The sequence below is a fragment of the Clostridium intestinale DSM 6191 genome (assembly GCF_900130055.1).
Lineage (GTDB): Bacteria > Bacillota > Clostridia > Clostridiales > Clostridiaceae > Clostridium_T > Clostridium_T intestinale.
This window is the reverse complement of record NZ_FQXU01000005.1, coordinates 427,742-444,395: the sequence shown is the minus strand read 5'-3', so window position 1 is coordinate 444,395 and position 16,654 is coordinate 427,742. Positions and strand designations below refer to the sequence as shown.

General features: G+C 31.1%; 13 protein-coding genes. 2 read left to right on the top strand and 11 right to left on the bottom strand.

The window, feature by feature from the left end; translation table 11 throughout:
- Nucleotides 1-276: 276 nt before the first annotated feature.
- The 6 genes from BUA92_RS08680 to BUA92_RS08655 all read right to left on the bottom strand — a co-directional run bounded on the left by BUA92_RS08680 (nt 277) and on the right by BUA92_RS08655 (nt 8,295).
- Nucleotides 277-1,719, bottom strand: a complete 1,443-nt coding sequence (locus BUA92_RS08680; protein ID WP_073018705.1) for a TrkH family potassium uptake protein — start codon at nt 1,717-1,719, stop codon at nt 277-279.
- Entirely contained in the window at nt 1,670-3,076 is a 1,407-nt protein-coding gene (gene trkA, locus BUA92_RS08675) for a Trk system potassium transporter TrkA (RefSeq protein WP_073018704.1), read from the bottom strand. Before trkA ends, BUA92_RS08680 begins: the two co-directional genes overlap by 50 nt.
- A 203-nt stretch (nt 3,077-3,279) precedes the next feature.
- Nucleotides 3,280-3,642, bottom strand: coding sequence for a P-II family nitrogen regulator (locus BUA92_RS08670; RefSeq protein WP_073018703.1), 363 nt, complete (start codon nt 3,640-3,642; stop codon nt 3,280-3,282).
- A 13-nt stretch (nt 3,643-3,655) separates the two neighbouring features.
- Entirely contained in the window at nt 3,656-4,900 is a 1,245-nt protein-coding gene (locus BUA92_RS08665) for an ammonium transporter (RefSeq protein WP_073018702.1), read from the bottom strand.
- 309 nt (nt 4,901-5,209) lie between these two features.
- The gene (locus BUA92_RS08660; protein WP_073018701.1) at nt 5,210-6,823 is read right to left on the bottom strand and encodes a Na/Pi cotransporter family protein; all 1,614 of its coding nucleotides are present in this window, start codon (nt 6,821-6,823) and stop codon (nt 5,210-5,212) included.
- Nucleotides 6,824-6,981: 158 nt separating this feature from the next.
- Nucleotides 6,982-8,295 (bottom strand): 6-phospho-beta-glucosidase, encoded by a 1,314-nt coding sequence (locus BUA92_RS08655; protein WP_073018700.1) that lies wholly within the window; start codon nt 8,293-8,295, stop codon nt 6,982-6,984.
- Between the two features lie 176 nt (nt 8,296-8,471).
- On the opposite strand from BUA92_RS08655, the gene BUA92_RS08650 reads away from it, so the two are divergent.
- Complete coding sequence (locus BUA92_RS08650; protein WP_073018699.1) at nt 8,472-9,806, top strand: aminotransferase-like domain-containing protein; 1,335 nt, start codon at nt 8,472-8,474, stop codon at nt 9,804-9,806.
- 187 nt (nt 9,807-9,993) lie between these two features.
- Here the strand turns inward: BUA92_RS08650 and BUA92_RS08645 are convergent, their stop codons facing one another.
- Nucleotides 9,994-12,540, bottom strand: a complete 2,547-nt coding sequence (locus tag BUA92_RS08645; protein ID WP_073018698.1) for a calcium-translocating P-type ATPase, SERCA-type — start codon at nt 12,538-12,540, stop codon at nt 9,994-9,996.
- Nucleotides 12,541-12,726: 186 nt separating this feature from the next.
- Here BUA92_RS08645 and BUA92_RS08640 point away from each other — a divergent pair, with 186 nt between their 5' ends.
- Nucleotides 12,727-14,370 (top strand): putative manganese-dependent inorganic diphosphatase, encoded by a 1,644-nt coding sequence (locus BUA92_RS08640; RefSeq protein WP_073018696.1) that lies wholly within the window; start codon nt 12,727-12,729, stop codon nt 14,368-14,370.
- 31 nt (nt 14,371-14,401) lie between these two features.
- Here BUA92_RS08640 and BUA92_RS08635 read toward each other — a convergent pair whose 3' ends face one another.
- From BUA92_RS08635 to BUA92_RS08625, 4 genes are read right to left on the bottom strand one after another with little or no spacing between them, the layout of a single operon-like run.
- Nucleotides 14,402-15,175: a flagellar hook-basal body complex protein gene (locus BUA92_RS08635; protein WP_073018694.1), complete on the bottom strand. Its 774-nt coding sequence runs from the start codon at nt 15,173-15,175 to the stop codon at nt 14,402-14,404.
- A gap of 18 nt (nt 15,176-15,193) precedes the next feature.
- Entirely contained in the window at nt 15,194-15,976 is a 783-nt protein-coding gene (locus BUA92_RS08630) for a flagellar hook-basal body complex protein (RefSeq protein WP_073018692.1), read from the bottom strand.
- Nucleotides 15,973-16,131, bottom strand: coding sequence for a hypothetical protein (locus tag BUA92_RS23250; RefSeq protein ID WP_021800952.1), 159 nt, complete (start codon nt 16,129-16,131; stop codon nt 15,973-15,975). The genes BUA92_RS08630 and BUA92_RS23250 overlap by 4 nt, the downstream gene beginning before the upstream one ends.
- 35 nt (nt 16,132-16,166) lie before the next feature.
- Nucleotides 16,167-16,643 (bottom strand): hypothetical protein, encoded by a 477-nt coding sequence (locus BUA92_RS08625; protein ID WP_073018690.1) that lies wholly within the window; start codon nt 16,641-16,643, stop codon nt 16,167-16,169.
- Nucleotides 16,644-16,654 lie beyond the last annotated feature (11 nt).

The following is a 16,654-nucleotide window of genomic DNA, read 5'->3' as shown; positions in this document are numbered from 1 at the left end:
ATTTTTTAATGTTTTATATAGTATTTATTACTTGTTATTATCTTCTATTACATGAATTTTGTCAATATTCTACAAATTATTTGTTAACATTGTTTACACTTAAGCATACTTTAGATTTCTCCTTTTTTCTAAGTTTTTATTCTATTTTTATTTTCGTAAAAAATTTAAGAAAATTTAATACTTTAAGTAAAAAAGACGTTATTATTCTAAATTACTGAAAAATAATTAAAGAAATAATAAACGCCATTGTATCTTTTGTTTAAATATATAATATTGCTACCTTGCCCAAAATCTAGGCATAAGTAATAAAATCATAGGGTATATTTCTAATCTTCCTACTATCATACAAAAAGAAAATATAAGTTTGCTAAATACAGTAAAACTCGAAAAGTTCCCCATAGGTCCAACTATTTCTAATCCCGGTCCAACATTTCCTAAAGTGGTTGCTACTGAGCTAATGGTAGTAACAATATCTTTTCCTTCAAAGGATACTATTAATATTGAAAAGCAGAAAATAATAACATACATAAAGAAAAACCCTAGAACTTCTGAAAGGGTCTGCTCATTTACAGCCTTTCCTTGAAGAGTAACTGTATATACTGCTTTAGGATGTATTATCTTTAAAAGATCTCTTTTAGCCGCCTTAAATAGAAGCAAAATCCTTATATTTTTTAACCCTCCAGCTGTTGAACCTGCACATCCTCCAACAAACATAAGTAACAGTAATATTAATTTACTAAGTGATGGCCAGGTATTAAAATCTACAGTTGCATAACCTGTTGTTGTTATAATTGATGCTACCTGAAAACTGGCATGTCTTAAGGACTCTTTAACCGAATTATATATATTACCATTAAGATTAAATGTAATAAGTATTATAGACATAGTTACAATAAAGAGATATAGTTTAAACTCTCCATCCTTAAAAAAGCCTTTTATATTCCCCTTTAATAGTTGATAATGTAGGGCAAAATTAGCACCACATATAAGCATAAAAACAGTTATAATTATTTCGGCAGCAAGATTGTTATACGCTCCTACACTAATATTTCTGCTTGAAAACCCACCTGTACCTACTGTACCCAAAGTATGAATTATCGAATCAAAAAGAGGCAATCCAGAAACCTTAAGTAGTATTAACTGAACTATAGTTATTATTAAATAAATACCATATAAAATTTTTGCTGTTTCTTTAACCTTCGGAACAAGTTTTCCTGGGTTAGGGCCTGGACTCTCAGCTTTCATTATTTGCATACTTCCTGCACCAGCAGATGGTAATATAGCCATAACTAAAACTAAGACTCCCATCCCTCCAATCCAATGAGTGAAACTTCTCCAAAACAATATCCCTCTAGAAAGGCTTTCAATTTCTCCAAGTATAGTTGCTCCAGTAGTTGTAAATCCTGAACTAGCTTCAAAAAAACTATCTACTAATGATGGAATTGCTCCGCTAAAATAAAATGGTAAAGCTCCAAAAAATGAAAGTAATATCCATCCTATTGCTACTATCGCAAAGCCATCTCTAGAATATATGTTTTTATTTTTAGCTTTTATTCTAATTAGAATAACCCCTAAAACTATTAATATGATTATTGTGTATAAAAATGACCAAAATTCATTTTCTTTATAATATATAGAAACTAATGCAGCTGGCACTATAGAAAGTGCTTCACATACTAATAATTTTCCCAAGTTTTTTAATACCATTGCGAAGTTCATTTTGATTTCCTCCAATTACAGCTGATTCTAGTTCTCTTAAAGTTGATATGTTTGCCTCCATTGTTATAACAATAATTCTATCTCCACTTCTAATAATGTCATTTCCATGAGGCACAACAACTTCTTGTTTTCTTACAATAGTTGCAATGACTGTATTAGAAGAAATATTCAATTTTCTAATTTCTTTATTTATTAACTTACTAGAATTATCTACAACAAACTCTAATATCTCAACTTTCCCCTCAAGTATCCTACGTAAAGACTGTAAATCAGCACCTCTTGTAAACTTAAGAATTTTATTAGTGGTTATTCTTTTAGGAATAACAATACCATCCAATCCAACATCCCTAACAATATTTATATAATTAGTTCTACTTAGTTTAGTAATTATCTTTTTAACACCTGCTCTTTTTGCAATAAGAGAAGACATGAAATTTTCCTCATCTATCCCCGTAACAGATAAAAATGCATCCATGTGTTCTATATTTTCTGACATAAGTACCTCTTCATCTGTACCATCGCTATTAATAATAAGAGCATTAGGTAATTTTTCTGATAACTCTTCACATCTTGTTTTATCTATTTCTATAATCTTCATTTTTATATTCATGTCATTTAATAGCTTGTATAAATAATATGTAATTCTGCCTCCCCCAACTATCATCAAATTTTTAATTTTATCAGGATATCTTCCATATATTTTGCAGAACTTATATATATTAGACATCTTGCCTACTACATATACGATATCATTTTCTTTTATTTCTTCATCTCCATCTGGAACTATTACTTCATTTCCCCTAACAATTATTCCTATTAGTACAGAGGAATTAGATTGTCTATCTATATCCTTAATTTTTTTACCAATAATGTCTATTCCACAAGTAATTTTAAGTTCAACCATTCTAACTCTTCCGCTAGCAAATCTTTCTACATTAATTGCAGATGAAAAATTTATTGTACTTGCTATTTCCTCTGCTGCTGTATATTCTGGATTTATAATAAAGTCAAGACCTAACTCATCTTTTATAAGAGACAGTTCATCTGAATATTCTGGATTTCTTACACGAGCTACTGTTTGTTTCACACCAAGCTTTTTAGCTGTTAAACAACATACCATGTTAACTTCGTCACTTCCTGTAACAGCTATAAGTAAGTCTGCACTAGCTACCCCAGCTTCTAACAAGATGCTTGTACTAACTCCATTTCCATTTATACTCAATACATCTAAGTTATCTTCAATTTTTTGAAGAGCTTGTACCCTCGTATCTATTATAGTCACATCTTTATTTTCATTAGCTAAACATTCTGCCAATGTATATCCAACTTTTCCAGCACCAATTATAATAACCTTCATATATTCCTCCTACATAGGTCTTTTAGTTATTTAAAACAATACTTTTCCCATCATCTGTTAATGTATTTCTGTTAAATTATACTTTTCTTAGTTTTACGTTCTTAAATAGTATATTACAACTCTTAGCTACATATAATCAAGAGTATTTCCAAAAAAAATTAAGTGCAGAATCTTATGATTCTGCACTTAATTTTTTTAATATTCTATTTTTCATCAGCCAATGCTGCTTTACCTTCTTCTCCAGTTCTTATCTTTATTGCGTTTGCTAGTTCATAGATAAATATTTTTCCGTCCCCAATTTCTCCTGTTCTAAGTACATCTTGAGCTGTTTTTACAACTAGATCAACAGGAACTTCACATACAACTATCTCTATTTTAACCTTAGGAAGTAGCTTTAACTCCATAGGTACTCCTCTATAATATTGAGTATCACCTTTTTGAACTCCACAACCTAAAACTTGTGTTACTGTCATTCCAGTAATTCCAATATTATTCAAAGCATCTTTAAGTGCATCAAATTTATCTTTTCTTGTAATAATATCAATTTTGGTAATTTTATCTTCCATGCTATTGTCCCCCTTATAGATCTATAGTTTGGAAATCAGCATAACTGCTTTCAAGTCCATGTTCTTCTGGATCAAGTCCTTTAATTTCCTCTTCTTTAGAAACTCTTAATCCAACTGTAGCTTTTATTACTTTAAATAATATGAAAGTAGTACCTACAGTCCACGCTCCTACTGCTACAATCCCTATAAGCTGAGTTACAAGGTATCCAAATCCACCACCGTAGAATAATCCTAATGTATCACCATAAGCAGCAAATAATCCAACTGCTAATGTACCAGTTATACCACATAATCCATGAACCCCTATAGCTCCAACAGGATCATCAATTTTAAGTACTTTATCTATAAATTCAATACCATATACTACTACAAAGCCTGCTATTATACCTACAATAACTGCTCCTGTTGGTGATATAACATCACATCCTGCTGTTATAGCAACCAAACCAGCTAGTACTCCATTTAAAGTCATACTTATATCAGGTTTCTTATAACGTACCCAAGTTATAGTCATCGTTACTAATGCTGCCGCAGCTCCTGCTAAATTTGTTGTAATAAATATTCTTGAATTCAAATCAACGGCTGTTCCTGATAAAGATGAACCAGGATTAAATCCAAACCATCCCATCCATAGAATGAATACCCCTAAGGCGCCTAACGTTATACTGTGTCCAGGGATAGCATTAGATTTTCCATCTTTAGTATATTTGCCTATTCTAGGTCCTAAAATTAATGCCCCCACAAATGCACTATATCCACCTACTGAGTGAACTACTGTTGAACCTGCGAAATCATGGAAACCTAATTGAGATAACCATCCGCCACCCCATATCCAATGTCCAACTACAGGATAAATAAATGCGCTTATAACAAAACTATAAATACAGTATGATATAAACTTAGTTCTTTCAGCCATAGCTCCTGAAACTATAGTAGCTGCTGTAGCACAGAAAACTGTTTGAAATATTAAAAACGCTTCTTTAGGAATAGTTAATCCTAAATATTCTATGCTCCCTGCCGAAAACCAGTTAGGTGCTCCTATAAACCCACCAACGTCAGTACCAAACATAAGTCCAAAACCTAAAACCCAGAAAATTAACGATCCAATAACAAAATCCATTAGATTTTTCATTACTATGTTTCCAGCATTTTTAGCCCTTGTAAATCCTGTTTCTACCATAGCAAATCCTGCTTGCATCCAAAATACTAATACCGCTGCAAGTAATACCCATAACGTGTCTAGTGCCTTTGTATCCATAAATAAGTCCCCCTTTAAATTATAATTTCTTTTTTATATTTTTTCTGCAGAAAAATATATTTATAAAATTTAATATAAAAAAAGAGCTCACTAGTAGTTATATACATATCTACTGTGACCTCATTGCGCACAAGAATTTAATATTTAATTTATATTTAAATTATACAGGCTTATTTCGATTTGTCTAGCTTTTTTAAATTAAAATATAAAGATTTTAATTTAAAACGTATTCTGTTATTAAATTGTTATTTTCAGGAAGTAACAGAGTGTGGATTTTATCCACACTCTGAAATTAACTTTTTAATCTTTTTATGAATTACTAGCTATTACACTTTCTGCTATATTCGTTGCATGGTCTCCTATTCTTTCAAAGTTACTTAATACTTCTAGAAAAAATGCACTAGAATATGCATTACATTGTCCTCTATTTAATCTTTTAATATGATTATCTCTATATTCTTTTTCATATGCATCAATTTTAGATTCATATTCCATTATGGTTGAAGCTTTTTCTATATCCCTAGTTGCATAACTCTCTATTGCAATATCTAATGCAAGTAGTGTGTAATTATACATATTTTGAAGTTCTTCTATTGCTTCGTCAGTGTATTTTAATTTTTTATGTATTTTTTGACTAGCTAAATCCGCTATGTTTTCAGCATGATCTCCAATTCTCTCTATATCATTTATTACATGATATGTGGCAGCCAAAAGATTTTTTTCTTTATCTGACAACTCAATTTTTGATAATTTAACTAAATAAGAAGTTATAGCTTCTTCTAATACGTTTATTATATTTTCATTTTCCATAACCTTTGATATTAATTTTTCGTCATCTTTTAATAAAGCATCCATAGAAATTTCCAAGTTTTTTCTAGCCTTGTTTGCCATTCTTAATGTTTCTTTAGCAACTTGACCAGCTGCTATAACTGGAGTTTCTAAAAGTCTATCATCAAGATATTTAGGTGCTGCCTTTTCTATTTCATCTTCACCTGGAATAATCTTATTTACTATCATTATTAATAGTCCAGTTAGAGGCAACATTATAAATGTATTTATAATATTAAATATAGTATGTGCATTTGCAATTTGTCTTTTTATATCTCCTGGTGTTAACCCACTAACTACATCACCTAATATAGTTATAAAAGGGACAAATATTAGAGTTCCAAAAGTATTAAATATTAAATGTATAAGAGCTGCCTTACGTGCTGTTTTATTAGTTCCTATAGATGCTAATAACGCAGTAACACATGTACCTATATTACATCCAAACAGTACTGGAATAGCTAGTTTTATATCTATTGCTCCTGTTGTTGCTAAAGCTATAAGTATTCCTGTTGTAGCAGAGGAACTTTGTATTATTCCTGTCATCAATAATCCAGCTAATATTCCTATATACCATCTATCACCTATTGCTAAAATTAATTGTCCAAAAGCAGGTGAATCTGATAATGGCTCTAATGCAGAACTCATTATTCCCATACCCATAAATAGTATACCAAAACCAAGTATTATGTTTCCTATTTCTCTTCTCTTTTTTCCTTTAGCAAACATAACTACAGCTGTACCAATACCAACAAATACTGGAGCTATTGCATCTAACTTAAACGCAACTAATTGAGCTGTTATTGTTGTACCTATGTTAGCTCCCATTATTATACCAGTTGCTTGAACTAAATTCATTAATCCTGCATTTACAAACCCAACTACCATTACTGTAGTTGCGGATGAACTTTGAATTACTGCGGTAACTGCTGCTCCTACTAATACTGCTACTATTTTATTAGATGTAACTTTTTCTAAAATACTTTTTAATCCTTCTCCTGCAGCATTTTCTAATCCATCTCCCATAAGTTTCATACCATAAATAAATAAACCTAATCCACCTATTACAGATACAATGATTTCTACACTACTCAACTTAATCTCCTCCGAAAAAAAATTATTTTTTTGCCCTTGATTAGCTTACTACATTTATTAACAAATGTTAATAGACTTTCAACATTTTTTACATGTTCTTAACATAAACTACAAAAAAAAGATTCTTCCATAATCGGAAGAATCTTTCATTATATATGTTATTTATTAAACTGTGGCAAATAATTTTTATGAGCTTCTATTAGTTCGTCTACTAACATTTTTGCAGCTTTATCATCAGCAACTAATGGATTTATTGTTAAAGCTAGTACAGCTTTATCATAACTTCCTTCAACAGCTGCTTCCACTACAGTTCTTTCAAAAGATTTAATCTGTTGTATTAATCCATTTACCGCTACTGGTAAATGTCCCATGTTTATTGGTTTAGGGCCATCTTTAGTAATTATACAACTTATCTCAACTGCTGAATCTTGTGGTAAATCTGCAATTGCACCGTTATTTCTGGTATTTACAGGTTGTATATCTCCCGTATCATTGTATATAGATGTAATTAAACGACAAGCGGCATCGCTGTAATAAGCTCCTCCTCTTTTTTCAAGTTGAGGTGGTTTAATATCAAGATTAGGATCTTTATAAAGTTCAAATAAAGAGTCTTCTAATCTCTTAACAACTTCTGCTCTTGTTTCACCCTTCTCAAATTCCTTTAGTTCTTCTTCAAGCATCTTTTTGTTTTGGAAATAATATCTATGGTAGGCACAAGGCATTACTCCTAAAGATTTAATAAACTCTGGAGTCCATGGCATATCTTTAATGTTTTTAGCTATACCACCTGGATTCCCATTTACCATGGATTCTATTATTTCGTCAGTAACATTTCTTCCATCTAGATATATGTTTAGTCCAAATACCATATGATTTAAACCAGCAAAGTCCATTCTCACTCTGCTATGTTCAACTTCAAGCATGTTAGCAACAGCCATCTCCATACCTATAGGACCATTACATAGACCTATTATTTTTTTATTTTTTCCATGTCTAAGAAGTGCTTCAGTAACTATACCTGCTGGATTTGTGAAGTTTATAAGCCAAGCATCAGGACAAAGTTCTGACATATCTTTATCAATGTCTAATAATACAGGGATTGTTCTTAATGCTTTAAACATTCCTCCTGCACCATTTGTTTCTTGTCCTATAAAACCGTGACTAAGTGGTATTCGTTCATCTTTTATTCTAGCATCCAATAAGCCAACTCTTAATTGAGTTGTTACGAAGTCGGCACTCTTCAAAGCTTCTCGTCTGTCTAGAGTTGTATGAACTTCTATTGGAAGACCTGCTTTCTTAACCATTCTCTTTGCTAAGTCTCCAACAATTTTTAGTTTTTCTTCACCTTCTTTTATGTCCACAAGCCATAATTCTCTTACAGGTAATTGTGAATATCTTTTGATAAACCCTTCAATCAATTCAGGTGTATAACTTGATCCTCCACCTATAGTAACTATTTTTATACCATCCATAGCTTACCCTCCTTGCATGGTTTTAGTGTACAATTTAATAATATCTCAGTAGGATAATGTTTTCAATTATGATAAAATAGAACTGTACCAGTACAGTTCTTATTCTTTAATAATGGTAACCTTTGTAGAATAGCCTGTTCGTATCCCTTTACATTTTTATAATCATGGAGGAAATTATGGATATATATAAACAGATAGCTTTAGATATAAAATCTGATATTTATAATAAAAAATACACCTCATCTAAAAAACTTCCTTCTATAAGAAGTTTGTGTAGTGAATATTCCTGCAGTAAAAGTACCGCTATAAAAGCTTATGAAAGTTTAATTAATGAGCACTTAATATATTCAATACCCCAAAGCGGATATTATGTGGTTGAGGAACACTTAAATAATTTATCCTATCCTAATATTATAGATTTTTCTAATGGTAATCTTAATATGGGTAGGATTTTAACACCTGATTTGAAACATTGTTTAGATAGAGCTGTTGATATATATGGTAATCAACCTGTAGACTTTCACCTTATGGGAATTGATTCTCTAAAGTCTCTACTTCCAAACTATTTGTCAAACTTTCAAGTTTTTGTACCTAAAGAAAACATCTTTATCAATTTAGGAATACAACAGATATTAAGTTTACTTACAAACATGCCTTTTCCTAATGGAAAAACAAAAATCTTACTTGAAAACCCAACTTATAAATACTTTTTAGACTTCTTAAAGTACTCTAAGATAGACTTTCTTTCTATAGATAGAACTCCTAGTGGAGTTGATTTAAATGAACTAGAGAATTTATTTAAAAATGGAGATATAAAGTTTTTTTATACTACTCCTAGAAATCACAACCCTTTAGGAACTAAGTATTCAAAAACTCAAAGAAAAGCTATAGCTGAGTTTGCTATAAAGTATGATGTGTACATAGTTGAAGATGACTACTTTGGAGATATAGAGTTTGATTCTAAATTTGATCCTATATATGCTTATGGGGATCACGCTCACTTTATATATCTAAAAAGTTTTACTAAGATAATCCCTTGGATAAAGATAGGATTAGCTGTTATCCCAGCTGAACTTATAGATGAATTTAATAAGCAAGCTAGTTATTCTTATTATTATTCATATTTTGTTCCATCTTTAATCTCTCAAGCTACTTTAGAAATATATCTTAAAAGCAACATCTTATCTAAACATGTTAAACTAATTAAAAAACAACAAAAGTCTAGATTAAAAGCTTTTAGTGATGAACTTAAAAACTTAACTAACACAGAAGTTAAAGTTTCTTCTTTAGATACATCTTTATATAGCTATATCTATTTACCTGAAGGAGTAAGTGAAAGTTCCTTAGTTTACTCCTTAAAAACTAAGGGTGTCTTAGTTTCACCTGGATATAACTACTTCTCTTCTAATCTCAACTATAAAAAAGGTGTTAGAGTTAGTATAGCTAGAACAGATGAGAAACAAATTAGAGCAGGTATGAGAATATTGATTGATGAACTTAACAAAGTTTAGCTAAGTTTCACTAAGTTTAACAGACTTCAATCAAGTTGCTTACAGTTTAACAGAGTTAGAGAAACTAGTTTTAAGTAAGTCAGCAAAACTAATTAAGAGTTAGCAGTTAATTGAGAAACTCAAGGGAAACTGAGTAACTTTTTCTCTAACTTACTAACTCTTATGTTTTAACTCTAAACTACTCTCACTATCTTGTTTTAAAATAAAGGAATACTGAGTTTATAGTAGCTATTATTCCTGAGAAAAACATTACTATTCCCCACTCTAATAGGTTTAGAGCTTGAGTCTGAAATACTCCTTGTAAAAATGGTATATACATTATACTCATTATCATAGTTATAGAAACTAAAACTGCACCTACTAAGTAAGGATTACTTAGTAGTTTAATCTCTATTATAGAGTGTCTTTCTGATCTACATTCAAATACATGAATCAATTGTGACATTACTAGAGTTGCTAAAGCTATTGTTCTAGAAGTCTTTAAATTAAACCCAAAGTACTGACCAACTATAAATGAAGTCAAAGTACATATACCTATTAAAGTACCTCTTACTAAAATCTTTTCAGTTAACCCTCTTGCAAATATACTTTCGTCCTTTTTTCTTGGTTTTTGTGACATTATATCTTTGTCAGCTGGGTCTACACCTAAAGCAATTGCAGGAAGACCATCTGTAGCTAGGTTTACAAAAAGTATTTGAATAGGTGTAAGTGGGTTTGGAAGGTAAAAAAGTGATGCTAGGAACATAGTTAATACTTCTCCTAGGTTACAAGAAAGAAGATATCTTATAAACTTTCTTATATTATCATATATTACTCTTCCCTCTTCTACAGCAGCCACTATAGTTGCAAAGTTATCATCCATTAATATCATTGAAGAGGCTTCTTTAGTAACATCTGTACCTGATATACCCATAGAAACTCCAATATCTGCTTCTTTAATTGCAGGAGCATCATTAACCCCATCTCCTGTCATAGCAACTATATTACCATTTTTCTTTAATGCCTTTACAATTCTGAGTTTATGGTTAGGACTTACTCTTGCAAATACCTTTGCTTTTTTAACTTCTCTCTCTAAATCTTTGTCAGTTAATCTTTCTAAATCTTCTCCAGTTAAAACTATATCATTAGAATTACATATACTTAAAGACTTAGCTATAGCAAAAGCTGTATTTTTATGATCTCCAGTTATCATAATAGGTCTAATTCCTGCAAGCTTACATTGTAATACTGCATCTCTTGCTTCATCTCTTGGAGGATCTATGCTACCAACTATACCAATAAAGGTTAAACCCTTTTCTAAACTTTCATCCTTTACTAAATATCCTTCCTTGTAAGCTGCCCCTAAACATCTTAGCGCTCTATTAGACATGCCATCAACTATCATTAAGATTTCCTTTTTCTTAGTTTGAGTTAATGGCTTTATTTTTCCATCTTCTAATATGTGGCTACATCTATCCATAATTCTTTCTGGCGCACCTTTTACATAGCAGGTTTCCTTACCATTTTCACTAACTATTACAGACATCATCTTTCTATTAGAATCAAATGGTAAATCAAAAACTCTTTTATGGAAACTCAAAAAGTTTTTAAGGGCTTTTACATCTTTAAAAAGTCCTTTAACTAATGCTGTTTCTGTTGGATCTCCATGAAGAACTTTGTCCATGTTTTTTTCTGAAAAATTATAATTACAATCATTACAATAAACTAATGACTTCGTTAGTACAATATTATTCGGTTGATTATCTTTATCTAAATTATATACCTTATTATCAATATAGATTTCCTTTAGGGTCATTTTATTTTGTGTTAAGGTACCAGTTTTATCTGAACATATAACTGAGGTACATCCTAAGGTTTCTACAGCAGGAAGTTTTCTTACTAAGGCGTTTCTTTTTATCATTCTTGATACGCCTAAAGCTAAAGCTACTGTAACTATCGCCGGAAGTCCTTCTGGTATAGCAGCAACTGCTAAGCTTACCCCAAGTAAAAACATTTCCCCTATATCATTACCTCTAGCAACTCCTACAACTGTTACTATTGCACATATACCCAAACATAAAAATACTAAAACCTTTCCTAAAGATTCTAGTTTCTGCTTTAACGGTGTTTTTTCTTCTTCAATATTTTGAAGCAAGTTAGCTATCTTACCCATTTCTGTAGCCATTCCTATTGCAGTTACCTTCATGGTTCCTTTCCCTTTTAATATAGTAGTCCCCATAAATACTGAAGAGTGTCCTTGTCTAGTATCTTTATTTACCCCTACAGATTCCCCTGTTAATAGAGATTCATCTATAGTTAGTCCACTACCTCCACTCAAGGTTCCATCAGCTGGAATTCTATCTCCTGCTTCTAAAACAACTAGGTCTCCAATAGTTAAATCTACGGCATTTATAACTTTCATATCTCCATCTCTTATTACCTTACAAGTTGGAGCAGCAAGATTTTTTAATGCTTCTAAAGACTTTTCAGTTCTAAACTCCTGAACAAATCCCAAAATTGCGTTAACAACAACTATTATAACAATAGTTATGGCATCTGCAATATCTCCCATTAAAGCGGAAACAACAGTTGATGCTAAAAGCACCCAAATCATTAGATCATTAAATTGAGAGATAAATACCATAAATGCTGATTTCTTTTTTTCTTTTATAAGTTCATTGCTTCCAAATTTCTTTTTTCTATTTTCAGCTTCTCTACTACTTAATCCTAAAGTAACTACTTTCTCCTCTATCAATTGAGTTCCTCCTTTTATATTGTCTCTATCCTAATATATGTAACTCTACCTATAAATTATGAAATAAATTTACAATAATAATATTAATAATTGTGTAAACATTTAAAATATTAACTAGCTCTTTACAATTAGGGCTTTTAAAATTAGAATATTACTAGGAACAAAGACAATAAAGGAGGCCATTTAATGAAAGATGTTATTTATGTTACTGGACATAAAAATCCTGACTCAGATTCCATATGTGCAGCTTTAGCTTATGCGGAATTTAAAAATAAAACAGGCACTATACCAGCTATTCCAGTAAGACTAGGAAATGTAAATCAAGAAACTCAATTTATATTAGATTATTTTAAAGTTGAAAAGCCAATGTACTTAGAGACAGTAAAGTTAAAGGTAGGCGATCTTGCCTTTGATAAAATTACTCCTCTTGCAGCTGATATATCTTTAAAAACTGCTTGGAATTTAATGAAAGAAAAGAACATTAAATCTATTCCCGTAGTTGATGGAAATACTCACTTAATAGGAGTTTTATCTATTTCAAACATAGTATCCAGCTATATGGATATTTGGGATAACAAAATATTATCAAAAAGCAAAACTACCATTGACAATATAGTTGACACTTTGTCAGCAAAATCAATTTACATAAATGAAGCCCTTAATATATTTCCTGGGAAAATAATGGTGGCTGCTATGCAACCAGAAGGTTTAAAGGAATATATTGATGAAGGAGATATTGTTATTGTAGGTGGAGATAGAGCTGATGCTCAAGAAACCATTATGGATGCTAAAGTATCTCTAATGATTTTGACAGGTTCACATACACTAAGTGATACTTTATTAGAAAAAGCTCGTGAACTTGGTATAACTGTAATATCTACTCCTCATGATTCATTTACAGCTTCTAGATTAATAGTTCAATCTATTCCTGTAGAGTATGTAATGGTTAAAGACAACTTGATTGCTTTCTCTACTGAAGACTTAGTAGATGACTTAAAGAGTATCATGGTTGAAACTAGATTCAGAAACTACCCAGTTTTAGATTCTAGTAACAAAGTTGTTGGTACTTTCTCAAGATATCACATGATTTCTAACTACAAAAAGAAAGTTATTCAAGTTGACCACAACGAAAGAGGTCAATCAGTAAATGGACTTGAAGATGCTGAAATTCTTGAGATAATAGATCACCATAGAGTTGCAGACATTCAAACTGGTAACCCTATTTACTTTAGAAATGAGCCTATAGGTTCAACTTCTTCAATAGTTGCTAAGAGATTCTTCGAAAATGGCATAAGACCATCTAGAGAAGCTGCTGGACTTTTATGTGGTGCTATCATTTCTGATACATTATTATTCAGAAGTCCAACTTGTACTGAAGAAGATAAAAATATCTGTAAGAGACTTGCAAGTATAGCTGAAATAAATATTGAAGAGTTTGCAAAAGAAATGTTCAAAGCAGGTACATCTTTAAAAGGTAAAACTGTAGAAGAAATCTTTAATCAAGACTTCAAACCTTTCACTATAGAAAATACTAAAATAGGTGTTGCTCAAGTTAATACTATGGATATTGAAGGCTTTATGCCATTAAAAGATTCAATGCTTGAGTATATGAGCAAAAAAGCTATTGATAATGGTTTAGAGGTTGTAGTTCTTCTATTAACTGATATATTAAATGAAGGTTCTCAAGTACTAGTTGCTGGTGGCAGACCAGAAATAGTTGAGAATGCATTTAAGGTTAGCTTAGTTGATCACACTGCTTTCTTACCTGGAGTTTTATCTAGAAAGAAGCAAGTTATACCACCTTTAACTAATACAATAACTTCAATGTAAAATAAAAGCTTTGGCATTTCGCCAAAGCTTTTTATCTACCTCTCATATTATTAACCATTCCCCACATCTCATCTGCTGTGGTTATTCCTTTAGATGCAAGTTGAAATGCTCTTTGCGTAATTATCATCTCTGAAAACTCTTGAGCCATATCAACATTTGATCCTTCTAAGAAACCTTGGTATATATCTGCATTAGTTTCTTCATTAACTTGTACTCCTTCTGCTGGAACATAGAGATTAGAGCCAGCTGAAATAAAAGCATTATCTCCAACTGCATTATATAGAGGAATATTTCCTATCCTATTATATGTACTTCCATTTTGTATATATATACTACCGTCTGTATCGATCTTAGTTGTGTTAGCTGTAAGAGCTGGGTTACCTTCTCCATATCCATTTGCATATTGAATAGATAATTTATCCCCTTGAGCAGTTACTAAAGTTCCTGAAGCATCAATCTTAAAACTTCCATCTCTAGTATAAGCATAACTTCCATCAGCTTTGGTTACTCTAAAATAACCTTGTCCATCTATTGCTATATCAGTTGGTTGTTTTGTTTCCATTAAGTTTCCTTGTTTGCCGTTTCTAGTCCACTCTGTAGTTTTTACTCCAGTTCCTGTATAGGAATCTTTGTCGTAGATAGGATAACCTAATCTATCAAAGGACTCAGATAACAAGTCTTTAAAAGCTGTTTCTGTTTTCTTATATCCTGTAGTATTAACATTAGCTAAGTTATTAGAGATGCTGTCAAGTTTCTCTTGGTTAGCATTCATTGCACTTTTAGCCGTCCATAATATTCTCATCATAAAGCTTTCCCCTCCTTATTATCTTACTGCACCTATTTCACTAGCTGCTTTTCCTAAAGTCTCATCTAAAGTTTGTACTACTTTTTGGTTAGTTTCAAAACTTCTCATTATTGTCATCATATTAACCATTTCATTTATTATATTAACATTACTTTTTTCTAAAACACCTTGCTGTACAGAAACTTCACCACCATAGTTAGGATTTTGTCCCTCATAAAGATTGTCTCCAATTTTTTTAAGTGAATTATAATCTTCAAAATCAGCTGTTGCGAATTTATATGTACTTACTCCATTAATAAACAAATTACCACTTGCATCTAACTGTGGTTCGTTGTTTCCTACGTAAATAGGTTCTCTTGCACCTGTAGCATTGTTTACTCCTAATACACTATCACCAGTATTAGTAACTAAATATCCTTGAGTATTTACTCTAAAGTTACCGTCTCTTGTATAATATTCTTTTACACCGTCAGCAGTATTTTTTCTAACTGTAAAAAATCCACTTCCTTGTATTCCAAAGTCCGTCTTTTTTTCAGTTTCATTTAAAGTTCCTTGAGTCCAAAGAGTATTAGTTTCGTCTATCTTAGCTCCTAGGTTTAACTTACCTAAAGTGTTTTTAACCGTATTTCCATTTGCAAGTTTCTCTTTATTAGCTAAAAGTACATCTTCAAAGCTCTTTATAGATAAGTTATCACCTTTAAATCCAGTTGTATTAGCATTTGCTATATTGTTAGTAATTACATCTTGTTTAGCCTCTAAAGTAACTAAACCTGTTACTGCCGTGTATAAACCTCTTATCATTTCTCCACATCCTCTTTATCAAAAATAACTTTTACTTCATCTGGATATTTCATACCATATTCTCTGGCTTTTTCTTCAATCCTTGCTTGTGAAAGTTGCTGATTAGAATTATATCCAAGCATTAAAATAGTAGCTAGGATTAGTCCTATTCCCATACCAATTAATAATTTTCTATCATTTAAAAAATTGATTAAATTTTTGATTGTTTTAATAAACTTTTTATTAATAGTACTTCCCCCTTTCCCATTGAAAGGCTTTCACATATATCTTCGTCAGTATATCCTTTATCTATAAGATCTTTAATTACATTCATTCTACTAATTACTTGATTTTCTGTTTCATTCTCTTCTTCAACTATATCAATTTCATCATCTATAAGTGTGTCTATTTTAGTATAGTTTTCATCATTAGTGTTATCCTCTAACTGATAACTATTGTCCTTTGGATAATTATACTGCTTTACTTCTTTTAATTCAATGATCTCTTTTTGGAGTTCTAGGATAGTTTCGGAAAATTCTCTTCTGAGCTTTCCTATTTCTAAATCAGTGTCTGAAATATTTTCTTCTTCATTTTGTAATATACTCAAAAAACTCTTATCCTCTTTTTTTAAACCTTTATAGTTAAAATAAATCAAGAGCACTCCTGCTAAAATAATAAGTATCGGCATATAATCCCTCT

Bases quoted from the DNA above. Each gene is read 5' to 3' on its own strand.
- BUA92_RS08680 (WP_073018705.1), bottom strand. From the start codon at position 1,719: ATGAACTTCGCAATGGTATTAAAAAACTTGGGAAAATTATTAGTATGT.
- trkA (WP_073018704.1), bottom strand. From the start codon at position 3,076: ATGAAGGTTATTATAATTGGTGCTGGAAAAGTTGGATATACATTGGCA.
- BUA92_RS08670 (WP_073018703.1), bottom strand. From the start codon at position 3,642: ATGGAAGATAAAATTACCAAAATTGATATTATTACAAGAAAAGATAAA.
- BUA92_RS08665 (WP_073018702.1), bottom strand. From the start codon at position 4,900: ATGGATACAAAGGCACTAGACACGTTATGGGTATTACTTGCAGCGGTA.
- BUA92_RS08655 (WP_073018700.1), bottom strand. From the start codon at position 8,295: ATGGATGGTATAAAAATAGTTACTATAGGTGGAGGATCAAGTTATACA.
- BUA92_RS08650 (WP_073018699.1), top strand. From the start codon at position 8,472: ATGGATATATATAAACAGATAGCTTTAGATATAAAATCTGATATTTAT.
- BUA92_RS08640 (WP_073018696.1), top strand. From the start codon at position 12,727: ATGAAAGATGTTATTTATGTTACTGGACATAAAAATCCTGACTCAGAT.
- BUA92_RS08635 (WP_073018694.1), bottom strand. From the start codon at position 15,175: ATGATGAGAATATTATGGACGGCTAAAAGTGCAATGAATGCTAACCAA.
- BUA92_RS08630 (WP_073018692.1), bottom strand. From the start codon at position 15,976: ATGATAAGAGGTTTATACACGGCAGTAACAGGTTTAGTTACTTTAGAG.
- BUA92_RS23250 (WP_021800952.1), bottom strand. From the start codon at position 16,131: ATGGGAATAGGACTAATCCTAGCTACTATTTTAATGCTTGGATATAAT.
- BUA92_RS08625 (WP_073018690.1), bottom strand. From the start codon at position 16,643: ATGCCGATACTTATTATTTTAGCAGGAGTGCTCTTGATTTATTTTAAC.